Origin of the sequence: Amycolatopsis sp. TNS106 (assembly GCF_019330265.1) — a bacterium.
Classification (GTDB): domain Bacteria; phylum Actinomycetota; class Actinomycetes; order Mycobacteriales; family Pseudonocardiaceae; genus Amycolatopsis; species Amycolatopsis lurida.
Window position 1 is genome coordinate 7,588,810 of record NZ_CP024972.1, and the last position, 13,792, is coordinate 7,602,601.

Below are 13,792 nucleotides of genomic sequence, written 5' to 3' on the forward strand. Positions count from 1 at the left end.
GCGATCCCTCACCTGAACGGCCGCCACCCGTGTGCGCAGTGTCACCAATGGAAGCCGCGGCTGAGCCGGGCGAGCGCCATCGCCGCACGGGACAGATGCTGCTCGCCCTTCCCGATCTTGAGCCCGCCTTCGCCGCCCGCCGCCGCGGAATCCGGGAACACCCGGAATCCTTGGTAGGCCACGGCATCCGTGAGTCCCGGCGTGAGCGTGTACGCGAGCCCGATCGCCTGCCCGGCGGGCGTGCCGATGTGCTTCGGGCGTTCCCTCAGCGCCTTCATCACCATGTCCGCGGCCTGGTCCGGGGATTTGGTCGGAAACGCGTCATAGATCTTCGTCGGCCGGATCATCGGCGTGCGCACGAGTGGCATGTGGATGGTCGTGAAGGTGATTCCGTCGCCGTGGGTCTCGGTGGCGGCGATCCGGGAGAAATAGTCCAAAGCGGCCTTCGACGCCGCGTACGCCGAAAAGCGCGGCGCGATTCCCTGCACACCGATCGAGGACACATTGACGATATGCCCGAACTTCCGCTCGGACATATGCGGCAGCACCGCGAGGATCAGGCGCACCGCGCCGAAGTAATTGATCGCCATCGCGCGTTCGTAGTCGTGGAACCGGTCGTAGGACAGTTTGATCGACCGCCGGATCGACCGGCCGGCGTTGTTCACGAGCATGTCGATCCGGCCGTGCTCGGCGAGCATCGCGTCGACGGCCTTGTGCACCGATTCCTCGTCGGTCAGATCGGCCGGGTACACCGACGCCGTGCCGCCCGCGGCGATGATCTCGTCCCGCACTTCTTCGAGTTCGTGCTGCCGCCGCGCCACGAGCAGCGGCACCCCGCCCGCGGCCGCGACCTTGATCGCGGTCGCGCGGCCGATGCCCGAGGACGCGCCGGTGATGATCACGCGGCGGCCGTCCAATTCGCCGCGGGGGCCGTGCTTGCGGGCGCGGAACGGGTCCAGGTGCTCCCGCCAGTAGCGCCACAGGGTGGGCGCGTAGTCCTCGATCCGGGGCACCTCGACACCCGAACCGATGAGTGCCTTGCGGGTCGACGCCGACGAGAACACCGACGGGAACGCCATGGTCTCCAGCAGCACCGGCGGGATCCCGAGCCGCTCCAGCACGGCGTCGCGCGCGATCGTGAAGCCGGGGATGTGCTCGCTCAGTTTCACCAGGTTGACGATGCCTTTGGACAGGCGGTCGTTGAGCTGCACGGAGATCGTCGGCGCGCCCGCCGCCTTTGCGAAGGCGTTGTAGACCGAGACGACCGGTTGCGGTTCCGGGTTGACCAGGTGGAAGGCGCGCCCGTCGAGCCCCTTCGTGGTGACCAGGGCGTTCAGCGATTCGGCGACGTAGTCGACCGGGACGACGTTGGTGTCGCCGAGGTCTGGGCCGACGATCGGCACGTCGGGCAGCCCGGCGAGCCTGCTGATCGCGGGGAACAGGTAGTACGGGCCGTCGATCTTGTCCATTTCGCCGGTCTCGGAGTTCCCGACGACGACCGCGGGCCGGTACACCCGCCACGGCACGTCCTGCTGTTCGCGCACGAGGCGCTCCGCCTCGAACTTCGTGCGGTGGTACGGCGTGAGGAGCCGTTGGCCGACGTCGAACATCTCCTCGGTGAACATGCCCTCGTGGTCACCGGCGACGGCGACCGAGGACACGTGGTGCAGGCAGCCCGCGTTCAGGTCGGCGGCGAGCGCGATCACCTGAGCGGTGCCTTCGACGTTGGCCTTGATGCTGGCTTCGTCGTCGGCGGTGAGGTCGTACAGGGCGGCGAGGTGGACGACGTGATCGACGCCGCGAAGTTTCTCTCGGTCCTCTTGCCCGACTCCGAGCAGTGGCTCGCCGAGGTCACCGGTGACGAGGGTGACGCGTTCCGGATGGGGCCAGGCGTTCACGAGTTTCGCGAGTTTGTCCCGTGAGGACGCCCGGACGACGAGCGCGACCTTGTCGACGTCGTCCCTGGTGAGCAGCAGCCGGGTGAACTGGCGCCCGATCAGTCCGGTCGCCCCGGTCACCAGAAAAGTCGCCATTCGCCTCACCCTTCACCGTGCTCGCCCGCGTCACCCGGCATTCTGCTGCATCGGCACGGCTGGGACCACCACGGCGCCGGTGAAGTTACTCACGGGTAACTAGACGGGGTCGGCGATGACGACCCGGTTCTCGGCGTATCCGGTCTCCCCGCCGACCCACCGGCCGCCACAGGTGACCAGGACTACCCGATGTGGACCGGACTGGCCGAACAGCTCGTCCGCGCGCTGTGGCAGTTCGTTCTTCTTCAGCGTGATCAGCTGGGAGACCTTGTACTGCCAGGACTTCCCGGCCTTGTCGACCACGGTGACGGTGCCGCCGATCCGCTCGGTCCACAGCTCCGCGAACGGACCCGTCGCGCCCTTCCAATTCACGTGCCCGGCGAACACGCTCGCGCCGGTGGCGGCGCTCAGCTCGGCGCCCCACCAGGTCACCTCGCCGAGGTTCTCGGGCACCGGAAGTTCCGCGCCCGGCCCGAGTTCCTTGCGCACGAGTTTCGCCGCACCGCCCGCGGGCAGCCGGATCGTCCCCGGGCCCTGCGGTTTCGGCGCTTCGGGCGCCTTCGACGACGACGGCGGCGGTGGGGCGGCCGTCGGCGTCGTGGGGACGACGTCGGGCGGAGGCGGGACCTCCTGTTGTGCGGGAGCGGCGGGCGCGCCGCCCGCGACCGAGACGGAGACGGCCTGGGCCGTCCCCGTCACCACTGTCGTCGGCGGCCAGATGAGCAGGGCCGCGACGAGGTCCGCGCACAGGACCGTGACGGCTCCCAGCGCGAACCCGCGTCGTACTGACATTCCAGAACCTCTTAGCGTCGCGAAGACCGCCGCGCGGCCACGCCCACCATCAGCGAACCGAGGAGCGCGAGCGCGCCGACACCGAGGATGCCGGCGGTCGACGCCGAGTTCTCTACGGTGCCCTGCATCATCGCCACCGGCCGGTCGCCGGCGGGGATGGTGCGCGGTACCTCGTTGGGCGTGTTGGCGACCTTGAGCGTCAGCGTCTCACCCGGCTTGACCTCACCGCAGGCGGACGGCGGATTCTTCGGATCGAAGGCGTTGGTGTAGCCCGGCGGAGCGCTGACCTCGACCACGCAGATCTCCTGCGGGGTCCGCAGGTTCTCCACGGTGACGGTGCCGTTCTCGCCTTCGGTGGTGACGACGGCGGGTTTGCCGTCGGCACCGTTGAGGGGTTTGCCGTCGTGCCCGACCGCGGCTGTCGTCTTGTCCTTCGCGGTGATCCGCAGCACGGCGCCCGCCACGCCCTTGTCGGTCTTCGCGTCGACCTTCGTCACCTGGACCTTGCCCGGCTTCGAAACGACCGCGACACCCTGGGCCTTCAGTTCCTTCTCGCCGCCGGTCGAGACGACGTTCTGCACCCCGGTCGTGACGGGGAACTGCACGTACGGCCGGTCCGCCGGGGCCGACAGCGAACTGGACAGCTTCGGCTGGTCACCGGTCGGCGTGACCTTGACCGTGACGGTGCCGTCCTCGCCGGTCTTCACCGTGGTGGCCTTTTCGGCCTTGGCGTTCGAGGTCGACGCGGGCTTGGTGCTCTCACCGCTGTCGACGGTCGCGTTCGATGGCGTGAGACGCACGGGCACCCCGGAGATGCCCTTGCCCTTGGCGTTCTTGACGCTGATCGTCCACTCGCCCGCGGTGCCGATGTGCTGGTCTTCCTTCGGCGGCGTGATCGCGGTGGTCCACGGGCCGCGGTTCGCTTCGGCGTCCTTGGTCATCTTCTCGAGAGCTGTGGCGGCATCGGCGTGCTGCGTCTTCAGCTTGCCGATGGCGCCCTCGATGTCGTAGCCGATCTTCTCCGGCTCGAGGTCCGGCTTGAGGTCGGCGTCGGAACGAGGCTTCGACGTCCACGAGTGCAGCAGGTGCGCGAGCGCCGCCGCCTCGGCGTTGTCCTGCGTACCGCCGTAGCGCAGGAGCAGATAGGAGATGTTGGCCGCGACGTCCTCCGGCAGTTTCTGTCCCCACTTGTCGAGGAGTTCGTCGCCGGGCTTGTACTTCTCCGCCGAGCCCGGCGCCTTCAGCTGGAAGCTGACACAGAACACGTGCTTGCCGTTGACGACGTAGGAACCGAGCCAGTCGCGGTCTCTTGGCTTGCTGTCGACCGTCTGGCCGGGCGTGATCTTGTAGCCGACGCCTTCGTTCTCGACGGCTGAGGCCGGTGTCGCCGCGACGGTGGCGGACAAGGCGCCGAGCAGGCACGTCGCGATCAGGCTGGTCAAGGCGCGCGAACGCACGCTCGGGCGTGTGGTCCACCCCATGGTGTGTTGACTCCTTTGGCCGTGCTCTGCCCCGGCGCATTTACGTCGGCGCAGGCCACACGATCGATAGGTTCCCCGACACGCCTTCGGTGATAATCCGAACACGCAACGTGGAGAGTGGCGGGTGATCAGCGGTTTTGGCAATACGGCATCAGGTGGGGTATCGGTGAACGGTCGGTGATCTCCGCCGCATACGGTGTGGGGGATGGGCGTCGCGTCGATTGTGAGTAAAGTCGTCTTTACTTCGACGGGAACCGGGCGGCCCCCGCGGTCGTTGAACCCGATGCAGGTGCCAGTAGATCCAGGAGGATCAGGTGCGATCCAGTAGCAACCCGGCGTTCCGGAACCTGCCGCGTGGCGCGGCGCAGTACGGACCCAACGTAGGCTTCAACCAACCCCAGGGCGGCGTGCCCGGCTACGGCCCCCCGCAGACCTCCGCCGGCGCCGGCGACCGTCCGATGACCGTCGACGACGTCGTCATCAAGACGGCGCTGAGCCTCGGCACCGCGCTGGTGACCGGTGTGCTCACCGCGATCTGGGCGATCAGCCAGCTGCCCGTGGACGCCGCGGGCCGGATCACCGGTATCAGCGGCGGCGTGATCGGCGCGCTCGTCGGCGGCATGATCGTCGGCCTCGTGATCTCGCTCGTGATCATCTTCAAGCAGAAGCCGAGCGGCCCGCTCACGCTGGCGTACTCGGCCGCCGAGGGTGTCTTCCTCGGTGCGATCAGCGGTCTTTTCGAAGCGCTGTACCCCGGTATCGCGCTGCAGGCGATCATCGGCACGGCGGGTGTCTTCGTCGCGATGCTGGTCGTCTACAAGACCGGCGCGGTCAAGGTCACGCCGAAGCTGACCAAGTGGATCATCGGCGCCGTCGTCGGTGTCGCGATCCTGATGCTGGTCAACCTCATCACCAGCTTCTTCGGCTTCAACCCGCTGCGTGACGGCGGGCCGATCGCGATCATCTTCAGCCTCGTGGTGATCGGTGTCGCGGCGTTCAGCTTCCTGCTCGACTTCGACCAGGCCGACCGGATGATCCGCGAAGGCATGCCGTCGAAGTGGGCGTGGTTCGCCGCCTTCGGCCTCATGACCACCCTGGTCTGGCTGTACCTCGAGATCCTGCGGCTGCTGTCGTACTTCCAAAACGACTGACCCGGGCTTTCGCGAAAGGGCGCTCCGAGCGATCGGGGCGCCCTTTTCCGTTGCCGCGAATACGCTGACCCCATGACCGAGCACAGTGCCGAACCCGCCAGGCCGAAGCGTTCCAAGTGGTTCTGGGTCGGCCTCCTGGTACCGGTCGCGATCGTGGTGCTGAGCGCGTCGTCGTGGATCGTCGGCTACCTCTCGAACACCGACGACGTCCGGGTGGGGGACTGCTACGCGGTCACCACTTTCGGTGACGTCGGCGACGATCCGGTCAAGGCGGACTGCGGCTCGGCCGAGGCCAACGCGAAGGCCGGCGCGAAGACCGACGCGGGCGGCGCCTGCCCCACGGGTGAGTACGACCAGCTCACCGTCGACAAGACCTTCGCCTCGTACAAGCTCTGCATGATGATCAACGCCGAGCAAGGCGACTGTCTCGAGAACTTCCTGGCCGACAGCGTGGCGTATCAGAAGGTCCCCTGCTCGGATCCCGCGCGGGACGCGGAGGTCCTGAAGGTGGTCGACAGCGTCGCGACCTGCGACGACACGGACGCGACCCACCTCAAGAGCTACTCGACACCGCCGTCGACGGTCTGTGTGAAGAGCACCAGGTAGCAAGGGACCTTTGCTACCGCCGCCATCCGGCCGTGCGCGCGCCGCCGTTCGTCGCACAGTGTGGGACGGGCTGCGTCCGGGCGGTCACCGGTCCTAACGTTGCTCGTCCCCCACCCCGCCGATCGACCTGGAGTCCTGGTGGCGACGACCGAAACCCAAGCCGGTGAGAAGAAACTCCTCGACTTCCCGACCTCCTGCGCCGCCCCGGTCCCGCAACCGGAAGAGCCGGTCAAGGTGGTGCCGCTGGCGGTCGCGGGCGCCCTCGCGGTCGGACTGACCTGGTACGTCTGGGCCGCGCACGGGGCGAAGTTCGGTGTCCTGCTCATCCTCGGCCTGCTGCTCGGCGTCGCGCTCTTCCACTCCCGCTTCGGGTTCACTTCGGCCTGGCGCCAGCTGATCGCGGTCGGGAACGGTCAAGGGCTTCGGGCGCACACGCTGCTGCTCGGAACGGCCGCGACGTTGATCGCGCTGATCGTGGGCACCGGATCCGGGCTCTTCGGCAGCACGCCGAATCCGACCGCGGGCGGGCTGGGGCTCGCGTTGTTCGTCGGCGCGACGATCTTCGCGATCGGCATGCAGCTGGGTGGCGCGTGCGCTTCGGGGACGCTGTTCGCGGTCGGCTCCGGGCAGTCGACGATCGTGCTGACCCTCGGCGGCTTCATCACCGGTTCGGTCCTCTACACGTGGGCGTATCCGCTGCTGTCGGGCTGGCCCGAGTTCAAGGGAATCCTGCTCGCCGACCATGTCGGCTGGTTCGGTTCGTGGGCGATCACCATCGCCGTCCTCGCCGCGATCGTGCTGGGGACCCGGTTCGTGCAGAAGCGCCGCAACCCGCCGCCGGTCGACGTCGTGCCGACCGCGCGCGGTTTCGCCCGGATCTACCGCGGCTCGTGGCCGATCCTCGTCGGCGCCGTCGTGCTCGGAGTGCTGGCGGGCGCGGTCTTCCTGGTCTCCGGTGGGATCTGGGGTGTGACGAGCGCGTTCAGCCTGTGGGGCGCCAAGATCCTGCAGGTGTTCGGCCTGCACCCCGAAACCTGGGAGTTCTGGCGGATCAAGGCGAACGCGGCGTCGCTGGCGGGACCGATCTGGAAGGACAAGAACAGCCTCACCGACATCGGCATCATGATCGGCGCGGGGGTCGCGGCCGCGGCGGCGGGCGCGTGGAAGATCCACAGCTCGATCCCGTGGCGGACCGCCGTCGCCGCGGTGCTCGGCGGGATCCTGATGGGTGTCGGCGCGCGGATGGCGGGCGGCTGCAACATCGGCGCCTACCTCGGCGGCATCTCGGTCGGCAGCCTGCACGGCTGGCTGTGGGGGGTGTTCGCGCTCGGCGGCACCTGGATCGGGCTCAAGCTGCGACCGCTGTTCGGGCTCGGCAACCCGACGCCGACGGACAGCGTCTGCTGACACTCCGTACACAGGCCTGCCCATTAGGTCCGCCTACGGGGAAAAAGTTGGCAGGTAAAACCTGTGTTCGGCTACCCTCGGCTACGTACTGAGCTTGCGCATTAATGCACAAGCTCGTTTGGGGAGGCCCGGCGCGAGGCCGGGCGTCGATTCCGTAGTCGCGACCACGGGGGTTGTCGCGTCCCGGGGGACACTGAGCATCAGGGACGGATTTTTCATGTCAACGCAAAGCCCGGCCGCACCGGGCGGCGACAAACTCGACGCGGGTGTGCTGAAGATCGCCGGCGTCGTCATCCTCGGCGCGATCATGGCGATCCTCGACACGACGGTCGTCAACGTCGCGCTCCAGAAACTGACCATCGAGTTCCAGACCTCGTTCGACACCATCCAGTGGATCGCGACCGGCTACATGCTCGCCCTGGCGACGGTCATCCCGATCACCGGCTGGGCTTCGGACCGGTTCGGCACCAAACGCCTCTACATGACCGCGATCGGGCTGTTCCTGATCGGCTCGATGCTCGCGGGCATGGCCTGGGACGTCGAGTCGCTGATCGTCTTCCGGGTCCTGCAGGGCTTCGGCGGCGGCATGCTGATGCCCGCCGGCATGACGATCCTGACCAGGGCCGCCGGACCGCACCGGATCGGGCGCGTGATGGGCGTGCTCGGGGTGCCGATGCTGCTCGGCCCGATCGGCGGCCCGATCCTCGGCGGCTGGCTGGTCGACGCGGTGAGCTGGCGCTGGATCTTCTACATCAACGTGCCGATCGGCCTGATCACCATGGCCATGGCGTGGCGCCTGCTGCCGAAGGACCGGCCGGAGCCCAGCGAGCGGTTCGACTTCCTCGGCATGCTGATGGTCTCGCCCGGGCTGGCGGCGCTGATCTTCGGTGTTTCGAACATCCCGGCGGCAGGCGGTGTCGGCGCGGTGGACGTCTGGCTGCCCGCGTTGGCGGGGGTCGCGTTGCTGGTGGCGTTCGTGGTCAGGGCGAACCGGGTGACCAACCCGCTGCTCGATCTGAAACTGTTCAAGAACCCGTCGTTCTCCGTCGCCATGGTGACGATGACGTTCTTCTGCGTCGCGTTCTTCGGCGCGATGCTGCTCCTGCCGACGTATTTCGTGCTGGCGCGCGGCGAATCGGCGATGAACGCCGGCCTGCTGCTCGCCCCGCAGGGTGTCGGCGCGATGCTGACCATGCCGATCGCGGGCCGGTTCGCCGACAAGATCGGCGCGCGGAAGATCGTGCTGCCCGGTCTCGTGCTGATGCTCGCCGGCCTGATCGCCTTCACCCAGATCACCGCGGCGACGCCGTACTGGCTGCTGCTTTCGGCGCTGTTCGTGATGGGGCTCGGCATGGGCGCGACGATGATGCCGATCACCTCGGCCGCGTTGCAGACGCTCAAATCGGAGGACATGGCGAAGGCGTCGACCGCGACGAACATCCTGCAGCAGACGGCCGGAGCGATCGGTTCGGCGGTGCTGTCGATCATCCTGGCGGCGCTGCTCGCCGGAAAGTTCGGTGTGCCGACCGCGCAGGGACAGTTGGCCGCGACGGCCGCGGTGATGAACCCGGCGACGCGCGAAGCGGCTTCGGGGCTGACCGCGGAGGCGTTCTCGACGACGTTCCTGTGGTCGATGATCCTGCTCGCGCTGTGCTTGATCCCGGCGGCGTTCCTGCCGAAGACCAAGCCCGCGCTGCCGGAGGGCGCGGACGGCAAGGTCACCGCGGCCCCGCCGATCATGACCCACTAGGCGCCGGAAGTGAGCAAGGGACCTTTGTCATCACTCGCTTAGCCTGGCTAAGTAAGCGGTAGCAAAGGTCCCTTGCTCTCTTTCCGCAGGTCAGAGGATCAGGAGAGGCGCTCCAGAACCATCGCCATGCCCTGGCCGCCGCCGACGCACATGGTCTCGAGGCCGAACTGCTTGTCGTGGTGCTGAAGCGAGTTGATCAGCGTCGAGGTGATCCGCGCGCCGGTCATGCCGAACGGGTGGCCGACGGCGATCGCGCCGCCGTTGACGTTCAGCTTGTCGAGGTCGATTCCGAGGTCCTTGTAGGACGGGATGACCTGGGCGGCGAACGCCTCGTTGATCTCGACCAGGTCGATGTCGCCGATCGACATCCCGGCGCGCGCCAGGGCCTGCTTCGACGCTTCGACCGGGCCGTAACCCATGATCTCCGGCGACAGCCCGGAAACGCCGGTGGAGACGACGCGGGCGAGCGGCGTCAGCCCCAGTTCGCGAGCCTTGGTGTCGGACATGATGATCACCGCGGCGGCGCCGTCGTTGAGCGGGCAGCAGTTGCCCGCGGTGATCCGGCCGTCGGGGCGGAAGACCGGCTTGAGGCCGGAGACGCCTTCGAGGGTGACGCCGGCGCGCGGGCCGTCGTCCTTCGAGACCACGGTGCCGTCCGGCAGGGTGACCGGAGTGATGTCCTTGGCCCAGAAGCCGTCCGCGATGGCCTTCTCGGCGAGGTTCTGCGAGCGGACGCCGAACTCGTCCATCTCCTCGCGCGACACGTTCTTCAGTCGCGCCAAGTTCTCGGCGGTCTGGCCCATCGCGATGTAGACGTCGGGCAGGGCCCCGTTTTCGCGCGGGTCGGTCCAACTGTCGGCGCCCTCGGCCGCGACCTGGGCGGTGCGGGCCTCGGCGTCGGCGAACAGCGGGTTGTGCGTGTTCGGCCAGGAGTCGGAGCTTCCGTTGGCGAAGCGGGACACGGTCTCGACACCGGCGGAGATGAACACGTCGCCTTCGCCCGCCTTGATCGCGTGCAGCGCCATGCGGGTGGTCTGGAGGCTGGACGAGCAGTACCGGGTGATCGTGCAGCCGGGCAGGTGGTCGTAGCCGAGTTCGACGGCGACGGCGCGACCCATGTTGAAGCCCTGCTCGCCGCCTGGGAGACCACAGCCCAGCATGAGGTCTTCGATCTGCGTCGGGTCGAGTTCGGGGACCTTGTCGAGCGCGGCGCGGACCATCTGCACGGTGAGGTCGTCCGGGCGGATGCTCACCAGCGATCCCTTGCCGGCGCGGCCGATCGGGGATCGGGCGGTGGAGACGATGACGGCTTCGGGCATGGAACGACACTCCCTTGTTTTCGATCCAGACGCGCTAAGCGATTGCTCACCTCGCATCCTCCACCGGAGGGAGGTGCGGGTCAAAGGCGAACGCGATCCACGCCACTCTTCTCCGGTGACACACCATCCTCCGGAGTTGGGTGGGCACATCGCGACCTGCGGCGTTTAGGCTGGGGGAGTGGAATACGTCGAGCACATCGTGGACCTCGTGGGCAACACCCCTCTGGTCAAGCTGAACGCACTGGCCGAGGGGCTCCAGCCGCTCATCCTGGCCAAGGTCGAGTACGTCAACCCCGGCGGCAGCGTCAAGGACCGCATCGCGCTGCGGATGATCGAAGCCGCGGAGCGTTCCGGCGAGCTGAAGCCCGGCGGCACCATCGTCGAGCCGACGTCCGGCAACACCGGCGTCGGGCTGGCCATGGTGGCGCAGCGCAAGGGGTACAAGTGCGTGTTCGTCTGCCCGGACAAGGTCAGCGAGGACAAGCGCAACGTGCTCAAGGCCTACGGCGCCCGCGTCGTGGTCTGCCCGACCGCGGTGGCGCCGGAGCACCCCGACTCCTACTACAACGTCTCCGACCGCCTCGTGCGTGAGATCGAGGGCGCCTGGAAACCGAACCAGTACGCCAACCCGGAGAACCCCGCCAGCCACTACCACTCGACCGGCCCGGAGCTCTGGCGCCAGACCGAAGGCAAGATCACGCACTTCGTCGCGGGCGTCGGCACGGGCGGCACGATCTCGGGCACCGGCAAGTACCTCAAGGAGGTCAGCGACGGCCGCGTCCAGGTCATCGGCGCGGACCCCGAAGGCTCGGTGTACTCCGGCGGTTCCGGGCGGCCGTACCTGGTCGAAGGCGTCGGCGAGGACTTCTGGCCGGACACCTACGATCGGAACATCGCCGACCGGATCATCGCGGTCTCGGACGCGGACTCGTTCGACATCACCCGCCGCCTCGCGCTCGAAGAGGGGCTGCTCGTCGGCGGTTCGTGCGGCATGGCCGTCGCCGCGGCGCTCAAGCTCGCCGAGGGCCTCGGCCCGGACGACGTCGTCGTCGTGCTCCTGCCCGACGGTGGCCGCGGCTACCTCACCAAGGTGTTCAACGACAGCTGGATGTCCTCCTACGGCTTCCTCCCGCCGGACTCCAGCGGCAGGACCGTCGGCGACGTCCTGACGAAGAAGAGCGGCTCCCTCCCCAGCCTGGTGCACAGCCACCCGAACGAGACCGTCGCCGAAGCGGTGGCGATCCTTTCCGAGTTCGGCGTCAGCCAGATGCCCGTGGTCAGCGCGGAACCGCCGGTCATGGCGGCCGAAGTCGTCGGCGCCGTCAACGAACGCGATCTCCTGGAGGCGCTCTTCACCGGCAAGGCCCAGCTGGCCGACCGGCTCGAGCAGCACATGTCGCCGCCGCTGCCGACCATCGGCGCCGGTGAACAGGTGAGTGTGGCGATGAACGCGCTCTCGGGCGCGGACGGCGCGCTGGTGCTGGTCGACGGCAAGCCGGCGGGGGTCGTCACCCGGCACGACCTGCTCGCGTTTCTCGCGGGACGGTAAAGAGGCATTTCATCGGCTGGTCGGGCCGGGGCGTTACGAGCGGCCCGACCCGCTATCCGATAGCGTGTCCGGTGAGTTGAACTTTTATGTCCTCGTCAAGGGGGTTCAAGACCCAAATGAGTGCTCCGCAGCCACCGAATCAGCCTTGGGGTGGCGCCCAGCCACCGCAGGGACCCCCGAGTGGCCCTCAGCCGCAGCAAGACAACCCGTTCGGTTCCCCGGAACCGACCCAGGTGGTGCAGCCCGGCCAGCCCGCTCAGCCCGACTACGGGCAGCCGCAGTACGGGCAGCAGCCCTCCTATGAGCAGCAGTCCCAGGGAGGCGGGTTCGGCGACACGCCGGAGCCCACGCAGGTCGTGCAGCCGGTCCAGCCGGGTTCCGGTGACGCGAACGCGACCCAGGTCGTGCAGCCGGTGAGCGGCGGCGGGGAAAGCCCCACCGCCGAGTCCACCCAGCTCGTGCCGCCGGGTTCGCAGCCGCCCGCCATCCCGTACGCCCCGCCGCCGAGCGCGGCCGACAACCCGTCCGCCGGTGCCTACGGCGCCCAGGGCGGCGGTTTCGGTCAGCAGCAGGGCTTCGGCCAGCCCCAGCAGGGCGGCTTCGACCCCTCGCAGGGCCAGCAGCAGCAGGGCTTCGGCCAGCCGCAGCAGGGCTTCGGCGGACCTCCGCAGGGCGGCTTCGGCCAGCAGCCCGGTTTCGGCGGACCGCCGCAGGGCTACAGCCCCGCCGCCGCGGGCGGTGGCGGCGGGAACCCGATGTTCGGGTTCATCGCCGGCGGTGTCGTGGCGTTGCTCGGCCTGATCGCCTTGATCGTGTCGTTCGTCTACTTCGGTGACGCCAGCGACTATTCGAAGGTCTTCGACGGCGCTCCGAACCAAGAGCAGATCGAAAAGTTCCTGGACGAGGCCGGTGTGGTCGGTCCGGGGGCGACCTGGTTCTACGTGATCATGCTTCTGGTCGGATCGCTCGTCTCGATCGCCGGCGGCGTGGGGCTCGCTCTCGCGGGCAAGCTCCCCGGCACGGTGAAGAAGATCGCGCCGATCATCGTCGCCGCCGGTGGTGCGCTGCTGGTGCTGTTCGGCGTCCTCCTGCTCAGCGGTTCGACCCCGTCGTCGGACTTCCTGGACAAGCTGCCGCCGTCCGCCAGGGAAGGCGCCGGTATCGGCGGTGGCCTCCTGCACCTGCTCCTCGGCATCGTGATCCTGATCGTCGGTGTGCTGGGCCTGATCCCGGCGACCGCGCAGTTCGTGGGTCTCGGTGGCGGCGGTTCGGTGCTGGGTGCCCCGCAGGGCGGCCAGCCCGGCGGTTTCGGTGGCCCGCCGCAGGGTGGCTTCGGCCAGCCGGGCCAGCCCGGTCCGTACGGTCAGCCGCAGGGTGGCTTCGGTCAGCCCGGTCAGCCGTCTTCGGGTGGTTTCCCGCAGCAGCAGGGGCAGCCCGGCGGTTTCGGGCAGCAGCCCGGGCACCAGGGTCCGCCCAGCGGCGGTTTCGCCCAGCCGGGTCAGCAGCAGGGTGGCTTCGGTCAGCCTCCGCAGCAGCCCGGCGGTTTCGGGCAGCAGCCCGGCCAGCAGGGTCCGCCCAGCGGCGGTTTCGGCCAGCCGGGTCAGCAGCCCGGTCAGCCCCCGCAGCAGTGGTGATTCACCACCGCTGAACGGTTTCGTTCGGAACACCCCCGGCCTTCGCCGGGGGTGTTTTCGTTTTCGCCGG

General features: G+C 68.5%; 10 protein-coding genes. 6 read left to right on the plus strand and 4 right to left on the minus strand.

Features of this window, described 5'->3' with window-relative positions:
* Positions 1-41: 41 nt before the first annotated feature.
* The 3 genes from CVV72_RS35105 to CVV72_RS35115 all read right to left on the minus strand — a co-directional run bounded on the left by CVV72_RS35105 (position 42) and on the right by CVV72_RS35115 (position 4,306).
* Positions 42-2,033 (minus strand): SDR family oxidoreductase, encoded by a 1,992-nt coding sequence (locus CVV72_RS35105; protein ID WP_219148384.1) that lies wholly within the window; start codon positions 2,031-2,033, stop codon positions 42-44.
* 99 nt (positions 2,034-2,132) lie between these two features.
* Positions 2,133-2,825, minus strand: coding sequence for a class F sortase (locus CVV72_RS35110; RefSeq protein ID WP_219148385.1), 693 nt, complete (start codon positions 2,823-2,825; stop codon positions 2,133-2,135).
* An 11-nt stretch (positions 2,826-2,836) separates the two neighbouring features.
* Positions 2,837-4,306, minus strand: coding sequence for a SpaA isopeptide-forming pilin-related protein (locus CVV72_RS35115; protein WP_219148386.1), 1,470 nt, complete (start codon positions 4,304-4,306; stop codon positions 2,837-2,839).
* Between the two features lie 314 nt (positions 4,307-4,620).
* Between CVV72_RS35115 and CVV72_RS35120 the strand changes: the two genes are divergently transcribed.
* The 4 genes from CVV72_RS35120 (at position 4,621) to CVV72_RS35135 (ending at position 9,220) form a co-directional block, all read left to right on the plus strand.
* Entirely contained in the window at positions 4,621-5,457 is an 837-nt protein-coding gene (locus CVV72_RS35120) for a Bax inhibitor-1/YccA family protein (protein WP_016337219.1), read from the plus strand.
* Between the two features lie 72 nt (positions 5,458-5,529).
* Positions 5,530-6,063 (plus strand): hypothetical protein, encoded by a 534-nt coding sequence (locus CVV72_RS35125; RefSeq protein WP_219148387.1) that lies wholly within the window; start codon positions 5,530-5,532, stop codon positions 6,061-6,063.
* 138 nt (positions 6,064-6,201) lie between these two features.
* The gene (locus CVV72_RS35130; RefSeq protein ID WP_219148388.1) at positions 6,202-7,470 is read left to right on the plus strand and encodes a YeeE/YedE family protein; all 1,269 of its coding nucleotides are present in this window, start codon (positions 6,202-6,204) and stop codon (positions 7,468-7,470) included.
* A 217-nt stretch (positions 7,471-7,687) separates the two neighbouring features.
* Positions 7,688-9,220: a DHA2 family efflux MFS transporter permease subunit gene (locus CVV72_RS35135; protein WP_219148389.1), complete on the plus strand. Its 1,533-nt coding sequence runs from the start codon at positions 7,688-7,690 to the stop codon at positions 9,218-9,220.
* A gap of 98 nt (positions 9,221-9,318) precedes the next feature.
* Here CVV72_RS35135 and CVV72_RS35140 read toward each other — a convergent pair whose 3' ends face one another.
* A complete protein-coding gene (locus CVV72_RS35140) occupies positions 9,319-10,539 on the minus strand; it encodes an acetyl-CoA C-acetyltransferase (RefSeq protein ID WP_219148390.1) in 1,221 nt (406 codons plus the stop codon).
* A 178-nt stretch (positions 10,540-10,717) separates the two neighbouring features.
* Between CVV72_RS35140 and CVV72_RS35145 the strand changes: the two genes are divergently transcribed.
* Positions 10,718-12,088 carry a cystathionine beta-synthase gene (locus CVV72_RS35145; RefSeq protein WP_219148392.1) on the plus strand — a complete coding sequence of 457 codons (1,371 nt, stop codon included), beginning with the start codon at positions 10,718-10,720 and terminating at the stop codon, positions 12,086-12,088.
* A gap of 233 nt (positions 12,089-12,321) precedes the next feature.
* The gene (locus tag CVV72_RS35150) at positions 12,322-13,722 is read left to right on the plus strand and encodes a hypothetical protein (protein ID WP_219148393.1); all 1,401 of its coding nucleotides are present in this window, start codon (positions 12,322-12,324) and stop codon (positions 13,720-13,722) included.
* Positions 13,723-13,792: the final 70 nt, after the last annotated feature.

What these genes read in the sequence shown, in the direction of transcription:
- CVV72_RS35125 (WP_219148387.1), top strand. Translation starts at nt 5,530, where the DNA reads ATGACCGAGCACAGTGCCGAACCCGCCAGGCCGAAGCGTTCCAAGTGG.
- CVV72_RS35105 (WP_219148384.1), bottom strand. Translation starts at nt 2,033, where the DNA reads ATGGCGACTTTTCTGGTGACCGGGGCGACCGGACTGATCGGGCGCCAG.
- CVV72_RS35135 (WP_219148389.1), top strand. Translation starts at nt 7,688, where the DNA reads ATGTCAACGCAAAGCCCGGCCGCACCGGGCGGCGACAAACTCGACGCG.
- CVV72_RS35115 (WP_219148386.1), bottom strand. Translation starts at nt 4,306, where the DNA reads ATGGGGTGGACCACACGCCCGAGCGTGCGTTCGCGCGCCTTGACCAGC.
- CVV72_RS35110 (WP_219148385.1), bottom strand. Translation starts at nt 2,825, where the DNA reads ATGTCAGTACGACGCGGGTTCGCGCTGGGAGCCGTCACGGTCCTGTGC.
- CVV72_RS35140 (WP_219148390.1), bottom strand. Translation starts at nt 10,539, where the DNA reads ATGCCCGAAGCCGTCATCGTCTCCACCGCCCGATCCCCGATCGGCCGC.